At 69.3% G+C, this 14,783-nt stretch carries 12 protein-coding genes; 5 read left to right on the top strand and 7 right to left on the bottom strand.

Translation table 11 applies throughout. The features are described 5' to 3' along the window. Positions 1 to 74: 74 nt before the first annotated feature. Together AB0F10_RS03535 and AB0F10_RS03530 are read right to left on the bottom strand one after the other, a co-directional pair. Positions 75 to 1,145: an aspartate-semialdehyde dehydrogenase gene (locus tag AB0F10_RS03535; RefSeq protein ID WP_360620225.1), complete on the bottom strand. Its 1,071-nt coding sequence runs from the start codon at positions 1,143 to 1,145 to the stop codon at positions 75 to 77. A 7-nt stretch (positions 1,146 to 1,152) separates the two neighbouring features. Beyond that, positions 1,153 to 2,418: an aspartate kinase gene (locus tag AB0F10_RS03530; protein WP_360620224.1), complete on the bottom strand. Its 1,266-nt coding sequence runs from the start codon at positions 2,416 to 2,418 to the stop codon at positions 1,153 to 1,155. Positions 2,419 to 2,641: 223 nt separating this feature from the next. On the opposite strand from AB0F10_RS03530, the gene AB0F10_RS03525 reads away from it, so the two are divergent. From AB0F10_RS03525 to AB0F10_RS03505, 5 genes are all read left to right on the top strand, one after another. After that, positions 2,642 to 3,445: a hypothetical protein gene (locus AB0F10_RS03525; RefSeq protein WP_360620223.1), complete on the top strand. Its 804-nt coding sequence runs from the start codon at positions 2,642 to 2,644 to the stop codon at positions 3,443 to 3,445. A 204-nt stretch (positions 3,446 to 3,649) separates the two neighbouring features. After that, positions 3,650 to 5,389, top strand: a complete 1,740-nt coding sequence (gene leuA / locus AB0F10_RS03520) for a 2-isopropylmalate synthase (protein ID WP_360620222.1) — start codon at positions 3,650 to 3,652, stop codon at positions 5,387 to 5,389. 102 nt (positions 5,390 to 5,491) lie between these two features. Then, positions 5,492 to 6,151, top strand: coding sequence for an HNH endonuclease family protein (locus AB0F10_RS03515; protein WP_360620221.1), 660 nt, complete (start codon positions 5,492 to 5,494; stop codon positions 6,149 to 6,151). Further along, positions 6,046 to 6,429, top strand: a complete 384-nt coding sequence (locus tag AB0F10_RS03510) for a hypothetical protein (RefSeq protein WP_360620291.1) — start codon at positions 6,046 to 6,048, stop codon at positions 6,427 to 6,429. The genes AB0F10_RS03515 and AB0F10_RS03510 overlap by 106 nt, the downstream gene beginning before the upstream one ends. Positions 6,430 to 6,481: 52 nt before the next feature. Next, positions 6,482 to 8,077 carry a beta-N-acetylhexosaminidase gene (locus AB0F10_RS03505; protein ID WP_360620220.1) on the top strand — a complete coding sequence of 532 codons (1,596 nt, stop codon included), beginning with the start codon at positions 6,482 to 6,484 and terminating at the stop codon, positions 8,075 to 8,077. A gap of 1 nt (position 8,078) precedes the next feature. Here AB0F10_RS03505 and AB0F10_RS03500 read toward each other — a convergent pair whose 3' ends face one another. The 5 genes from AB0F10_RS03500 to AB0F10_RS03480 all read right to left on the bottom strand — a co-directional run bounded on the left by AB0F10_RS03500 (position 8,079) and on the right by AB0F10_RS03480 (position 14,076). Beyond that, a complete protein-coding gene (locus tag AB0F10_RS03500; protein ID WP_360620219.1) occupies positions 8,079 to 9,125 on the bottom strand; it encodes a dipeptide ABC transporter ATP-binding protein in 1,047 nt (348 codons plus the stop codon). After that, positions 9,125 to 10,162, bottom strand: coding sequence for an ABC transporter ATP-binding protein (locus tag AB0F10_RS03495; protein ID WP_360620218.1), 1,038 nt, complete (start codon positions 10,160 to 10,162; stop codon positions 9,125 to 9,127). The genes AB0F10_RS03500 and AB0F10_RS03495 overlap by 1 nt, the downstream gene beginning before the upstream one ends. After that, positions 10,162 to 11,175 carry an ABC transporter permease gene (locus AB0F10_RS03490; protein ID WP_360620217.1) on the bottom strand — a complete coding sequence of 338 codons (1,014 nt, stop codon included), beginning with the start codon at positions 11,173 to 11,175 and terminating at the stop codon, positions 10,162 to 10,164. Before AB0F10_RS03490 ends, AB0F10_RS03495 begins: the two co-directional genes overlap by 1 nt. A 93-nt stretch (positions 11,176 to 11,268) precedes the next feature. Beyond that, positions 11,269 to 13,026, bottom strand: a complete 1,758-nt coding sequence (locus AB0F10_RS03485) for an ABC transporter substrate-binding protein (RefSeq protein ID WP_360620216.1) — start codon at positions 13,024 to 13,026, stop codon at positions 11,269 to 11,271. 72 nt (positions 13,027 to 13,098) lie between these two features. Further along, positions 13,099 to 14,076 (bottom strand): ABC transporter permease, encoded by a 978-nt coding sequence (locus tag AB0F10_RS03480; RefSeq protein WP_360620215.1) that lies wholly within the window; start codon positions 14,074 to 14,076, stop codon positions 13,099 to 13,101. Between the last annotated feature and the right edge of the window lie 707 nt (positions 14,077 to 14,783).

Here is a 14,783-nt window from a genome sequence, read left to right as displayed (position 1 = left end):
AGGAATTAATCCCGGGCCTTGGCCCGAACGCCCCCGGGGGAGCCACAGAGGGTAGGACCTGCGTCGCTGTCGGCTCAGGCGGACGACTTGGCGAACTCCGCCGCCAGCAGCTCGGCGATCTGCACCGTGTTCAGCGCCGCGCCCTTGCGCATGTTGTCGCCCGTGATGAAGAGATCCAGCGCGCGCGGGTCGTCCATCGCCCGGCGGATCCGACCCACCCAGGACGGGTCGGTGCCGACCGCGTCGATCGGCATCGGGTACTCGCCCGCCTCCGGGTCGTCGACGAGGATCACGCCGGGGGCGTTGCGCAGCACCTGGCGGGCGCCCTCCGCGTCCAGCTCCGATCCGAAGACCGCGTGCACCGCGATCGAGTGGCCGGTCACCACCGGCACCCGTACGCAGGTCGCCGAGACCTTGAGGTCGGGCAGCCGAAGGATCTTGCGGGACTCGTTGCGGAGCTTCAGCTCCTCCGACGACCAGCCGTCCGCGGCGAGGTCGCCCGACCACGGGACCACGTTGAGCGCCAGCGGCGCGGTGAACGGGCCGAGGTCGTCGCCGATCGCCTGCCGCACGTTGCCGGGCCGCGAGCCCAGCATCCGGTCGCCGGCCACCTTGCTGAGCTGGTCGTGCAGGGTGTCAACGCCGATCTGCCCGGCGCCGGACACCGCCTGGTAGGACGCCAGGACCAGCTCGCGCAGGCCGTACTCGTGGTGCAGCGGGGCGATCGCCATGATCATGGCCATCGTCGTGCAGTTGGCGTTGGAGACGATGCCGCGCGGGCGGCGCCGCAGCTCGTCCTTGTTGACCTCGGGCACGACGAGCGGGACGTCCGGATCCATCCGGAACGCCGACGAGTTGTCCACGACCGTGGCCCCGCGCTCGACGGCGACGGGCGCCCAGGCGATCGACACCTCGTCGGGCACGTCGAACATGGCGATGTCGACGCCGTCGAAGGCGTCCGCGGTCAGCTCGCGGACGACCAGTTGCTCGCCCCGGCAGGGCAACTCCTTGCCGGCCGACCGCGCGGACGCGATCAGCCGGATCTCACCCCAGACGTTGCGGCGCGAGCTGAGCAACTCACGCATGACCGTGCCGACGGAGCCGGTGGCCCCGACGACGGCGAGCGTGGGCTGAGTAGGCGCCATCCTTCGCTTACCGGCCGGTACCGGCGTAGACGACCGCCGTCTCCGAGCCGCCCAGCTCGAAGGTGTCGTGCACGGCGCGGACCGCGGTGTCGAGGTCGCTGTCGCGGCAGACCACGGACACCCGGATCTCCGACGTCGAGATCATCTCGATGTTGACGCCGGCCTCGCCGATGCAGGCGAAGAACGACGCGGCCACGCCCGGGTGCGAGCGCATGCCGGCGCCGATCAGCGAAACCTTGCCCACGTGGTCGTCGAAGAGCAGCCCCTTGAAGCGGGTCTGCTCCTTGATCTTGTCAAGGGCGGCCATCGCGGTCGGGCCGTCGGCCTTGGGCAGGGTGAACGAGATGTCGGTGCGCCCGGTGCCCTCGGTCGACACGTTCTGCACGATCATGTCGATGTTGATCTCCGCCTGGGCGACCGTCTCGAAGATCCGGCCGGCCGAGCCGGGCTCGTCGGGCACGCCGACGATCGTGATCTTCGCCTCGCTGCGGTCGTGGGCGACCCCGGTGATAAGCGCCTGTTCCACTCCCGCGTCCTCCATCGATCCGGTGACCAGCGTGCCGAGCTTGTTCGAGTAGGAAGAGCGTACGTGGATCGGCACCTTGAATCGGCGCGCGTATTCCACGCATCGCAACATCAGCACCTTTGCCCCGCCCGCGGCCAGCTCGAGCATCTCCTCGTAGGTGATCTGCTTGATGTGCCGGGCGTTCGGGACGATGCGCGGGTCGGCGGTGAAAACCCCGTCGACGTCGGTGTAGATCTCACACACGTCGGCGTGCAGCGCGGCGGCCAGCGCGACCGCGGTGGTGTCGGAGCCGCCGCGGCCCAGCGTGGTGATGTCCTTGGTGTCCTGGGAGACGCCCTGGAAGCCGGCGACGATCGCGATCGCGCCCTCGTCCAGCGCGGTGCGCAGCCGGCCCGGCGTCACGTCGATGATCCGCGCCCGGCCGTGCACCGACGTGGTCAGCACGCCGGCCTGCGAGCCCGTGTAGGACCGGGCCTCGTAGCCCAGGTTGTGGATCGCCATCGCCAGCAGCGCCATCGAGATCCGCTCGCCGGCGGTCAGCAGCATGTCCAGCTCGCGGCCGGGCGGCAGCGGGCTGACCTGGTTGGCCAGGTCGAGCAGGTTGTCCGTGGTGTCGCCCATGGCGGACACCACGACGACCACGTCGTGCCCCGCCTTACGGGCCGCCACGATCCGCTCAGCCACCCGCTTGATGCGCTCGGCATCGCCGACGGACGAACCGCCGTACTTCTGCACCATCAGGGCCACGGCAGCCGGCTCCCTTCCACCCACACGTGCCGACGCCGCCTGGCCTGTAGATCTCTAGCAGGCCGGCGGCGCCGGTCAGGTCATTCGAGCCCCCAGACTAGCGGCGGCCGTCCCGGCCGCCGACAGGCGATCCCAGATTCCGGCCTGTGTACCGCGACACGCCGGGAAAGCGTTCAACCGCCCGCAACGACCGGTCCGGGCGTCGAGAGGCGAGAATGTCTCGATGCGCCCCCGCCACGCCACGCGTGTCCTTCCCGCGCTGGCCGCCGCCCTGCTGACCGCCGGCACGGCCGCCTGCGGGGGTTCCGAACCCGAGCAGCAGCCGCCCGCCGCACCCCCGTCGTCCGCGCCGGCGCCGGCCGACGACGCCCGGATCGCGCTCGCCGCCCGGGCCGCGGCGGCCGAGGATCACCGCTTCGCGGCGCTCTACACCCTCGAGGTCGCGGGCCAGGCCCCGCGCTCGGTGCTGGCCACGGTGGCAGCCGACGGCACCTGGCGGGTCGACATCCCGTCCGGCGCGCTCGGCGGGACCACGGACGTCTCGATCGCGGAGACCGCCGCCGGCGTCTTCCAGTGCGCCCTCCCGTCGGCCACCAACCCGATCACGCCGACCTGCGTGCGGGTCGCCGACAAGGGCAAGCGCGTACCGAAGAAGTACGACCCCAAGATCGAACGGGTCTTCCGGCGGTGGCTGCCGGTCTTCACCGACCGCCAGTCCCCCCTGTCCGTGACCGCCGCCGCGCCGCTCAAGGGCTCGTCCGGCAGCTGCTACTCGATCGACACCATCTCCACCTCGCTCTCGGCACCCGTCGACGTCGGCATCTACTGCTACGCCGACGACGGCCTGCTCACGGCGGCCCGGGTCAGGTTCGGCACGCTGACCATCGCGAGCTCGGCGGTCGCGCCGCCGCCGACCATCGACCTGCCCGGCCCGGTGACCGGTGGCGAGCCGATGGGCCTGACCGCGCCGCCGCCCCCGCCGGTGACCCTCGAGCCGTCGGCGCCGGCGTCGGCCCCGTCCGCGTGATCCCGGCCGCCTGACCCCGTGCTTCCCACGATCCGGGCGTAGGGTTAACAGGACCCGAGTTGATCACGTAGGGTGACATTCGACATGTGGCAGACGCTTCTCCTTCGCTGCCGCGACGAGGCCCCATCAGAGGCCGGCACCTCGTCGCGGAGTTGACGCGCGCCGGTCGGTCCTCGCACTGACCACCTTCACAGGAGCCTTCACATGTCTTCCGACGTTTTCGCCGATCCCATCGCGCGCCAGCGGCCCAGCCGCATGCCCTTCGAGCGCTACCAGCCGTACCAGCAGCAGTTCGCCGTCGACCTGCCCGACCGGCAGTGGCCGGCCCGGCGCATCGAGGCCGCACCGCGCTGGTGCGCCGTCGACCTGCGCGACGGCAACCAGGCCCTGATCGACCCGATGTCCCCCGAGCGCAAGCGCCGCATGTTCAGCCTGCTGGTCGCGATGGGCTACAAGGAGATCGAGGTCGGCTTCCCGGCCGCCAGCCAGACCGACTTCGACTTCATCCGCCAGCTCATCGAGCAGGACCTGATCCCCGACGACGTCACCATCCAGGTGCTGGTGCAGTGCCGCGAGCACCTGATCGACCGCACGTTCGAGTCGATCCGCGGCGCCAAGCGCGCCATCGTGCACTTCTACAACTCGACCTCGACGCTGCAGCGGCGGGTGGTGTTCGGCCTGGAGAAGGACGGCATCACCGACATCGCCACCACCGGCGCGCGGCTCTGCCAGAAGTACGCGGAGATCCACACCCCGGACACCGAGATCTTCTACGAGTACTCCCCCGAGTCCTACACGGGCACCGAGCTGGAATACGCGCTGGAGATCTGCTCGGCGGTCATCGACGTCATCGACCCGACCCCGGACCGGCCGCTGATCATCAACCTGCCGGCGACGGTCGAGATGGCCACCCCCAACGTGTACGCGGACTCCATCGAGTGGATGCACCGCAACCTGCCCCGCCGCGAGAGCATCATCCTGAGCCTGCACCCGCACAACGACCGGGGTACGGCCGTCGCCGCCGCCGAACTCGGCATGCTGGCCGGCGCCGACCGCGTCGAGGGCTGCCTGTTCGGCAACGGCGAGCGCACCGGCAACGTCGACCTGGTCACGCTGGGGCTGAACATCTTCTCCCAGGGCATCGATCCGATGATCGACTTCTCGGACATCGACGAGATCAAGCGCGCGGTCGAGTACTGCAACCAGCTGCCCGTGCACGAGCGGCACCCGTACGTCGGCGACCTGGTCTACACCGCCTTCTCCGGCTCGCACCAGGACGCGATCAAGAAGGGGCTTACGGCGTTGCACGCAGACGCCAGCTTCGCCGGGGTCGAGGTTGAAAAGTTCACCTGGGGCGTGCCGTACCTGCCGATCGACCCCAAGGACGTGGGCCGCAGCTACGAGGCCGTCATCCGGGTCAACTCGCAGTCCGGCAAGGGCGGCGTGGCGTACATCATGAAGGAGGAGCACAAGTTCGACCTGCCGCGGCGGCTGCAGATCGAGTTCTCCGGCGTGGTGCAGCACTTCACCGAGGCCGAGGGCGGCGAGGTCGGCCCGGAGGCGATGTGGGACATCTTTGCCGGCGAATACCTCGTCTCCCACCAGCAGTTCGGCATCGTCGACTTCGAGAGCTACACGACCGCCACCGTGGACGGCAAGGTCGAGATCGAGGCCGAGATCCGGCACCGCGGCACCCGGCGGCCGATCGTCGGCGTCGGCAACGGCCCGATCGACGCGTACGTGCAGGCGCTGCAGCCGCTGGCGATCCAGGTCCGGGTGCTGGACTACGCCGAGCACGCGCTCTCCTCGGGCGGTGACGCACAGGCCGCCGCGTACGTGGAGTGCGAGGTCAACGGCCGCACCGTCTGGGGCGTCGGGCTCGACGCGAACATCGTCACCGCCTCGATCAAGGCCGTGACGAGCGCGGTGAACCGCGCCCGCTGAACGTGATCCGCGCGCCGTCCGGCCTCCCGGACGGCGCGCGGAACGTATCCGGCACGGATGACGACCAGCGCGAAGCGGGCACCCGGCGCATACGCTTGGCGGGTGCAACCTCACCCAGCTCCTCAATGGATCATCCGCGCCGCCGCCGCGCTGCTCACCCTGACCGCCGCCACCGGCTGCGAGGCGGTCACCGCGGGGGCGGACGGCGGCTCCACCGCCGGCTCCTCGACCGCCGGCGCCGGTGACGCCGGGGCGCTGCTCGACGGGCTGAGCGTCGCCAAGGCCGCCTCGATGCGCGGCTACAGCCGGGAGAAGTTTCCGCACTGGCGCAGCGCGGGCAGCAACTGCGACGTCCGCGACACCGTGCTCAAGCGCGACGGCACCAAGGTCAAGCTCTCCGGGTGCAACGTCGTCGCCGGCACCTGGGTGAGCTTCTACGACGGCGACAAGATCGCCGACCCGAGCAAGGTCGACATCGACCACATGGTCCCGCTGGCCAACGCGTGGCGCTCCGGCGCCGCCGCATGGACCACCGACAAGCGTGGCGACTTCGCCAACGATCTCGATGATCCACAGCTGGTGGCGGTTTCGGCGTCGTCAAACCGGTCAAAGGGTGACCAGGACCCGTCGACCTGGAAGCCCGAGCGGACCGAGGCCTGGTGCCAATACGCTCAGGACTGGATCACCGTGAAGGCCAAGTGGAAGCTCACGGTGACCACCGGCGAGAAGTCCGCGTTGACCGACATGCTGACGAGGTGCTGATGACAACCCCCGACCCCGCGGCTCCCGCCGCGACCAACAGGTCCACCGACATCACCGCGGGTCAGGGCGGGGTGATGACCGACGAGGTCGGCGTCGTCACCGGCGACCTGACCCTGCGGACCGAGCTCTCGGGCGATCAGGTCAAGGTCCGCGTGCAGTACAAGGACGCCGACGAGTGGTACGCCGTGACGGGCGCGAACGCGACCCTCAAGGACCCCGCCGACCTCGACGCGGTGCACGCGGTGGCGGTCGGCATCCTGAACCGTCCCGAGGGCTAGCCATCTAGCAGTAACCTTTACAGATCCATGGACGCCTATGTAGCGTCGGATCGTGGCCAGACCCGTCGTGTCCCGCATGCTCCTCACGGCAGCCCTCGGGCTGTCCGCCGTCGCCGCGCCGGCGGCCGCCTCCACGGCATCCGCCTCGGCGGCGGCCGCCGAGATTCCGCTCGCCCGGGTCATTCCCGCGCCGGCCGAGGTCAGCCCGGTCGCGGGCGCGGCCTTCCGGCTCGGACCGCGCACCGTGATCCGGGCCCGGCCCGGCCCGGCCGCGGCCGTCGGCGACCAACTCGCCCGGGCGCTGCGGCCGTCCACCGGCTACCCGCTGCCGGTCGTGCCGGCCGCGCCGCGCGGCGGGCCCACGATCTCGCTGCTGCTCGGCGCCGGTGAGCGGCGGCTCGGCGACGAGGGCTACCGGCTCAGCGTCACGCCCGAGGCCGTGACCATCCGGGCCAACCGGCCGGCCGGGCTCTTCGCCGGCACCCAGACGCTGCTGCAGCTGCTGCCGAAGGAGATCGACTCGCCGACGCCGGTGCGGCGCACCTGGAGCGTCGCGGGCGGCGGCATCGTCGACTACCCGCGGTTCGCGTACCGCGGGGCGATGCTCGACGAGGCGCGGCACTTCCACACCCCGGACGAGATCAGGTCCTACATCGACGAGATCAGCCGCTTCAAGATCAACCATCTGCACCTGCACCTCGCGGACGACCAGGGCTGGCGGATCCAGATCGACAGCTGGCCGCGGCTCACCACGGTCGGCGGCGGCCCCGGCACGGGCGTCGACGGCGTGGGCCCCGGCTTCCTCACCAAGGCCGACTACCGCGACCTGGTCCGGTACGCGGCCGCCCGCTACGTGACGATCGTGCCCGAGATCGACATGCCGGGGCACGTCAACGCCGCCCAGGTCGCGTACCCCGAGCTGACCTGCGACGGGGTGGCGCCGCCGCCGCGTACCGACACCGCCGTGGGCTACAGCTCGCTGTGCATCTCGTCGGAGACGACCTACCGGTTCGTCGAGGACGTGATCCGCGAGCTCGCCGCGATGACCCCCGGGCGATACCTGCACATCGGGGGCGACGAGGCACACGCCACCACGGAGGCCGACTACCTGACCTTCCAGCGGCGGGTGCTGCCCTTGGTCGCCAAGTACGGCAAGACCGCGTACGGCTGGAACGAGATCGCCAAGTCCAGCGCCTCGGCGCACGCGGTGGCGCAGTACTGGAACACCGGGACCACGAACCCGGACCTGGTGGCGGCGGTCGCGGCCGGCACCCGGGTGGTCATGTCCCCGGCGAACAAGGCGTACCTCGACATGAAGTACGACCCGAACACGCGGCTCGGGCTCTCCTGGGCCGGCTACATCGAGGTGCGGACGGCGTACGGCTGGGACCCGGCGAACCACGTCACCGGCGTCGGCGAGGACGCCGTCATCGGCGTCGAGGCGCCGCTGTGGTCCGAGACGCTGCGCAACCTCGACGACATCGAGTTCATGGCGTTCCCGCGGCTGCCGGCGATCGCCGAGCTCGGCTGGTCACCGGCAGCAACACACGACTGGGCGTCGTTCTCCTCCCGGCTCGGGGCCTACGGCCCGCGCTGGACGCTGCGGGGCGTCGACTTCTACCCGTCGCCGCAGGTCACCTGGGGGTGACCTAAGCCGTGGTGGAGGCGGGCGCGCGCCCCGCCACCGACTCATCCTCGGCGACCGGGAAGTGGCAGGCGGTCTGGTGCGACGCCGGGTCGTCGAGGCGGACCACCAGCTGCGGCTCCTCCTTGGCGCAGATGTCCTGCGCCTTCCAGCAGCGGGTGCGGAACCGGCAGCCGGAGGGCGGGTTGATCGGGCTCGGCACGTCACCGGTCAGCAGCACCCGCTCGCGCTGAGCGCGGTCGCGCCGGCGCGGATCGGGCACCGGCACCGCGGACATCAGCGCCACCGTGTACGGGTGCCGCGGGCTGCGGTACAGCGTCTCCCGGTCCGCGATCTCCACGATCTTGCCGAGGTACATGACCGCGACCCGGTCGGAGATGTGCCGCACCACGGACAGGTCGTGCGCGATGAACACGTAGGTCAGGCCGAACTCGTCCTGCAGGTCGTCGAGCAGGTTCACCACCTGCGCCTGGATCGACACGTCCAGCGCGGAGACCGGCTCGTCGGCGATGATCAGCTTGGGCCGCAGCGCCAGGGTGCGGGCGATGCCGATGCGCTGACGCTGACCGCCGGAGAACTCGTGCGGGTACCGGTTGTAGTGCTCGGGGCTCAGGCCGACCAGCTTCAGCAGGTCCTGCACGGCCCGCTTGACGCCGTGCTCGGTCTTGACGCCCTGGATCCGGAACGGCGCGCCGACGATCGTGCCGACGGTGTGCCGCGGGTTCAGCGACGAGAACGGGTCCTGGAAGATCATCTGCATGTCGCGGCGCAGCGGGCGCAACTGGCCCTGCCGCAGGTGCGCGATGTTGCGGCCGTCCAGCTCGATCGAGCCGCCGGTCGGCTCGAGCAGCCGGGTCAGCAGCCGTCCGGTGGTCGACTTGCCACAACCGGACTCGCCGACCAGGCCGAGCGTCTCGCCCCGGTAGACATCGAAATCGATGCCGTCGACCGCGCGTACGGCGCCGACCTTGCGCCGCAGCAGGCCCTTGGTGATCGGGAAGTGCTTCTGCAGCCCCTTCACCGACAGCAGGGCGTCGCCTCGCTCGCTCATCACGCCTCCAGCTTCGGCTTGATCTCTTGCAGCCAGATGCGCTGCCGCTCTTCCGTTGGCAGGTGGCAGCGAACCAGGTGTTTCCTGCCGCCGGCCCCGCTCAGCTCCGGCGAAAGCGTAGTTCCGAGTCCGCCGGTCCGCTCCTCGTAACCGCAGCGCGGGTTGAAGGCGCAGCCGGTCGGCAGGTTGATCAGCGACGGCGGCAGGCCCGGGATCGGCACGAGCCGGTCCTGGCTGGGCCGGTCCATGCGGGGCATGGAGCCGAGCAGACCCCAGGTGTACGGGTGCTCCGGCCGGTCGAAGATCGTCACGGCGTCGGCGAACTCGATGCACTTGCCGCCGTACATGACCAGCACGTCGTCGGCGAGCTCGGCGACCACGCCGAGGTCGTGGGTGATGACGATCAGCGCCGAGTTGAACTCCGCCTGCAGATCGTGCATCAGGTCCAGGATCTGCGCCTGCACGGTCACGTCGAGCGCGGTGGTCGGCTCGTCGGCGATCAGCAGCTGCGGGTCGTTGACCAGCGCCATCGCGATCATCGCGCGCTGGCGCATGCCGCCGGAGAACTGGTGCGGGTAGTCGTCGACCCGGCGGTCCGGCTGCGGGATGCCGACCCGGCCCAGCATGTCGATCGCCTGCTTGCGGGCGACCCTGGTGGACACCTTGTGGTGCACCTGGTACGCCTCGATGATCTGCTTGCCGACCGTGTAGTACGGGTGCATCGCCGACAGCGGATCCTGGAAGATCATGGCGAGCTTGTTGCCGCGCAGCTTGCGGACGGTCTCCGCGTCGGCGCTGACGATCTCCTCGCCGTCCAGCCAGATCTCTCCCGAGACCTGGGCGTTGCGCTTGTTGTAGATGCCCATGATGCCCAGGCTGGTCACCGACTTGCCGGATCCCGACTCGCCGACGATGCCCAGCGTGCGGCCGCGCTCCAGCGAGAAGTTCAGGCCGTCGACGCTGCGTACCAGGCCGTCGTCGGTCGGGAAGTGGATCTTAAGGTCCTTGACCTCGAGGAATGGCTGTCCGCCGGACATCAGCCCACCCTCACTCTCGGGTCGACGACCGCATAGAGCAGGTCGACTATCAGGTTGGCAATGACGACGAAGAAGGCTGCCATGAGCGTCACGCCCAACACCTTCGGCAGGTCGTTGGTGGTGATCGCGTCGACCGCGTACTTACCGAGGCCGGGCAGGGAGAACACCTGCTCGGTGAGGACCGCGCCGCCGAGCAGCAGGCCGAAGTCCAGGCCGAAGATGGTCAGGATGGGGGTGAGCGCGGCGCGCAGGCCGTGCTTGATGTTCACGTCGCGTTCCCGCAGGCCCTTGGCCCGCGCGGTGCGAATGTAGTCCTCGCCCATCGTCTCGAGCATGCCGGCGCGCGTCAGCCGCGCGTACTGGGCGGAGAACTGCAGAGCCAGTACCAGCCAGGGCAGCAGGAGGGCGTAGAACCAGGCACCCGGATCCTCGGTGAACGGCGTGTAGCTGCCGCCGGGAGCGGTCCAGCCGAGCTTGTAGCTGAACAGCAGCAGGCCGATCATGCCGGTGAAGAAGATCGGGAGGGACACGCCGGCGAGCGAGAAGGTCATCGCGGCGCGGTCCAGCACCGAGCCGCGGCGCAGCGCGGACACGACTCCGGTGGAGAGCCCGAAGAGCAGCCACAGGATCGAGGCGCCGATCGCCAGCGACAGCGTCACCGGCAGCCGGTCCAGCAGCTCCGGCCAGACCGGCTGGTGGGTGACGAAGGAGTAGCCGAAGCACGGCGCGGGGCAATGCTCCACGCCGGCTCCGTAGTTGTACTCAGCGCCGACGAAGATGCCCTTGATCCAGCGGCCGTACTGCAGCCAGACCGGGTCGTAGAAACCCAGCCGGTGCGCGATGAGGTTGACCGTCTCCGGGGTCGCCGCCCGCCCGACGTACCGGGTGGCAAGCGTCTCCGGGGTCGACCCCACCAGGCGCGGAATCAAGTAGAAGATCGCAAAGGTGGCGGCGCTGACGATGAAGAGCAGCACTACTGCCGCAAACAGACGCCTGATGATGTACGTGATCACAGAGCCCGGCTGTGGTGGCCGGCCCGGGTCACCCCGGACCGGCCACCTGCTGCCTTCACCTACCTAGCTGTGTGGAGAAGTGGCGGGGATGGTTTACGCGACGCCCAGCGACAGGTAGTCGTACATGTTGTACGCCTCGCTGACGAAGACGTTGGAGAGACGCTTCGGACGGATCATCAGGCTCTTGGCGTAGACGCCCGGCAGGATCACCGCCTCCTCCATGACCCGCTTGTCGATCGGACCCCACTGCGCGTCGCGCTTGGCCTGGTCGGTCTCGGCCACGGCCGTGTCGAGCATCTTGTCGACCTCGGGGATCCGGACGCTGGTGTTGGACGAGCCACCGGTCTCCCGGATGACCCGGCTGTCCACGATCTGCGACAGGAAGCCGAAGCCGTCGTTCCAGTCAGCACCCCAGCCGTTGGTGACGAGGCCGAGCTTGTTGGCCTTCACGTACGGCGGGTTGCCGGCGTACTGCGAGAAGTAGTCACCCTGCGGGTACGGCTTCAGCGTGAGCTTGATGCCGACCCGGGCGAGGGACTGCTGCAGCGACTCGGCGGTCGCCTTCTCCTTGGGCCGCTCGGCGCGGTAGCCCATGTTGGTCTCGAAGCCGTTCGGCTGGCCACAAGCGGTCAGCGCCGCCTTGGCCTTGTCGACGTCGCCGGTGCCGTCGGCGCCGGACGGGTACAGGTCGAACTTCTGGTAACCCGGGATCAGCGGCGGCAGGATCGTCGTCGCAATGTCACCACCGGCGAGCGGGCCGCCGTAAGCGGTCTGGTAGCCGGTCTTGTCCGCGGCGTACTCGACGGCCTTGCGGCACTCGATGTTGTCCAGCGGGGCCACGGTCGGGTTGATCGAGGTGTACCAGAGCCGGGCGATGACCGGGTTGTCGGTCTGCGCCTTGATGGTCGGGTCACCCACGACACGGCCGAGGGCGGCCGGCTGCACGCCGGTGCCGACCACGTCGATGTCGAGGTCGCCGGAGAGCAGGCGGTTGTCGATGTCGTCCGCGTTCACGTTCAGGGAGACTTCGTAACCGTCCGGCAGGGCCTTACGGTTCGGGTCGGTCGCCTGGTCCCAGTTCGGGTTGCGCTTGAGCGTGAAGTTCTTGCCCAGGTTGTTCTGGTCGAACATGTACGGCCCGGACGAGATGACGTGTTCCTTGTACTTGGCGCCGGTGTCCTTGGCCTCCGGGACCGGAACGGTCTGCGGAAGCGCCGCCAGGTAGTCGAAGCCGCCGAAGGCCGACTTCAGGTGGAAGACGATGGTGCTGTCGTCCGGGGTGGTGATCGCCGAGTCGGTGTTGACACCCTTCGACTTGTACGGGCCCTTGTAGCCCGCCGGGAGATTCAGGAATCCCTCGAAGTAGGCGGGGCCGTTCGGGAACGTCTCCTTGTCGATGGAGCGCAGCACCGCGTACTTGACGTCGGCAGCCTTGACCTCGGTGCCGTCCTCGAGCTTGACGCCCTTGCGGAGCTTGTACGTCCAGGTCTTGCCACCGTCGGTCGGCACGCCCAGGCCCTCGGCGAGGTCGGGGGTGACCGTGTTGCCCTCAGCGCCCGGGATCGGCTTGTACATGAGCAGACCGCGGCCGTACAGGCGGAGGAAGTTCCACGAGTAGCCGTAGTAGGTCTCACCCGGGTCGAGGGTGTCCCAGTCGCCGGCGTTGGCGAGCTTGATGGTGCCGCCCTTCTTCTCAGAAGGGTTGAACACCTTGGTCAGGGCCGCGTTGAACTCGGCCTTGCTGGTGCTGGTCGTTTCATCGGTGTCGTCCTTACCGCCACATGCCGCGGAGGACAACAACAGTGCGAGCGCGGCCGTACCGGCCACCAGCACCTTTGACTTTCGGATCACTTGTAGCAACCTCCCTGGTGGAACGGTCCGGGTCCGGACCGCGCAGCTGGAGTGAAAGTCGCGAAGCGCATGTCAGCGCTTGCCCTTCGGGTCGAGCGCGTCGCGCAGGCCGTCACCGAAAAGGTTGAAGGAGAGCACGGTGATGAAGATCGCGATGCCCGGGAAGAACATGAAGTGCCAGATCGTGTAGAACTTCGCGGCCTCCGACAACATGCCGCCCCAGCTTGCGGTCGGCGGCCGGATGCCGACGCCGAGGAACGACAGCGCGGCCTCGAACAGGATGTTCGTCGGGATCAGCAGCGTGGCGTAGACCAGGATCGGCCCCACCAGGTTCGGCATCATCTCCTTGAAGATGATGTACGGGCTGCGCGCACCGAGGCTGCGGGCCGCGTCCACGAACTCCCGCTCACGCAGCGACAGGGTCTGGCCTCGGACGATGCGCCCGATGTACGGCCAGCTGAAGAACCCGATGATGAAGATCAGCAGGGCGATGCGCAGCGCGTCGCCGGAGAGCCCGAAGGCCGAGTCCGGGATGACGCCGGCCAGCGCGATCGAGAAGACCAGCAGCGGGAACGCGAGGAAGACGTCCATCGCCCGGCTGATCAACGCGTCGACCCAGCCGCCGAAGAAGCCCGCGATGACGCCCAGGGTAGAGCCGATGACCACGGAGACCGTGGTGGCGAGGAAGGCGATCAGCAGCGAGATGCGGGCGCCGTAGACCACCCGGCTGAAGATGTCGCGGCCGTTCTGCGGCTCCACGCCGAAGAGGTGGTCGCCACTGATGCCGGTGCCGCCGTACGGCGCCAGCGTGCTCGTGTCGATCAGCTTCTGGTGGAACTCGTTCGGCGGCGAGCCGAACAGGTCGACGATCAACGGGGCGAAGACCGCCACCAGAATCAGGAAGAGCACGACGTACCCGCCGGCCATCGCGACGCGGTCGCGCTTGAGGCGGGTCCAGGCGATGCGGCCGAGCGAGCGGCCCTCGATCGCCTTTGCGCCCTCGGCAGGATCCGCAGCGATCGGAACCTGCGTGCCGGGTCCAACGACCATGGAGCGTCGGTCCTTTCCCCGGCTACCGGCCACGGCGCCTAGGCCGAACCGCGGCGCTGCCGCTGGATCGGACCGGCCCCCGCAGCGCGGGCAACCGATCGGTTGTCGCGAACGTGGGTAACTGCGTCCCGTGCCGACGATGGTGTTCGCCGGTGTAGGCGCGTAGAACCGGCGGACGGGTTAAGCCGCCGCCGTGAGAGGAACGCTCACGTATTCCTGCTCACTGGTCAATAGGCTGTCAGTGCTTTTACCAAGTCCTGGCCACGTTGTGACAGCGGCGTGACCTGGTAACCCACGTCACAGGTCACGCCAGGTTTTTCCAGTATCACAGGCGACTCTGGCACCACGCGCCCCACCAGGGATTTCGTCCGGGGACCGCGATTGAACGGACCCTGCAGACGGCCCGACCGGCCCCCCGGCGGCGGCCCGATCGGGCCCACTGCCGACCGCGCTGCCGGCCCCCTGATCAGCCTTTCGCCGCAGCCCAGACAGCCTCTCGCCGCCCACCGGGCGAGTCTTCTGTCAGCAGCCCAACAGACCTCTTACAAGCGGCGCTGGCAGCCGGTTACCGGCGGCACGTCGCTGCCTCCTGCCCGCGACGCTTGGCGGTCGGTCCCCGGCGACACGTCGCTCCCTTCTGCCCGCGGCGTTTGGCAGCCGGTTCCCGGCGGCACGTCGCTGCCTCGTGCCCGCGGCGCTTGGCGGTC

Origin of the sequence: Actinoplanes sp. NPDC026623 (assembly GCF_040638275.1) — a bacterium.
Taxonomy (GTDB): domain Bacteria; phylum Actinomycetota; class Actinomycetes; order Mycobacteriales; family Micromonosporaceae; genus Actinoplanes.
The sequence above is the reverse complement of the archived record's forward strand: the minus strand, read 5'-3'. Positions and strand labels throughout refer to the sequence as shown.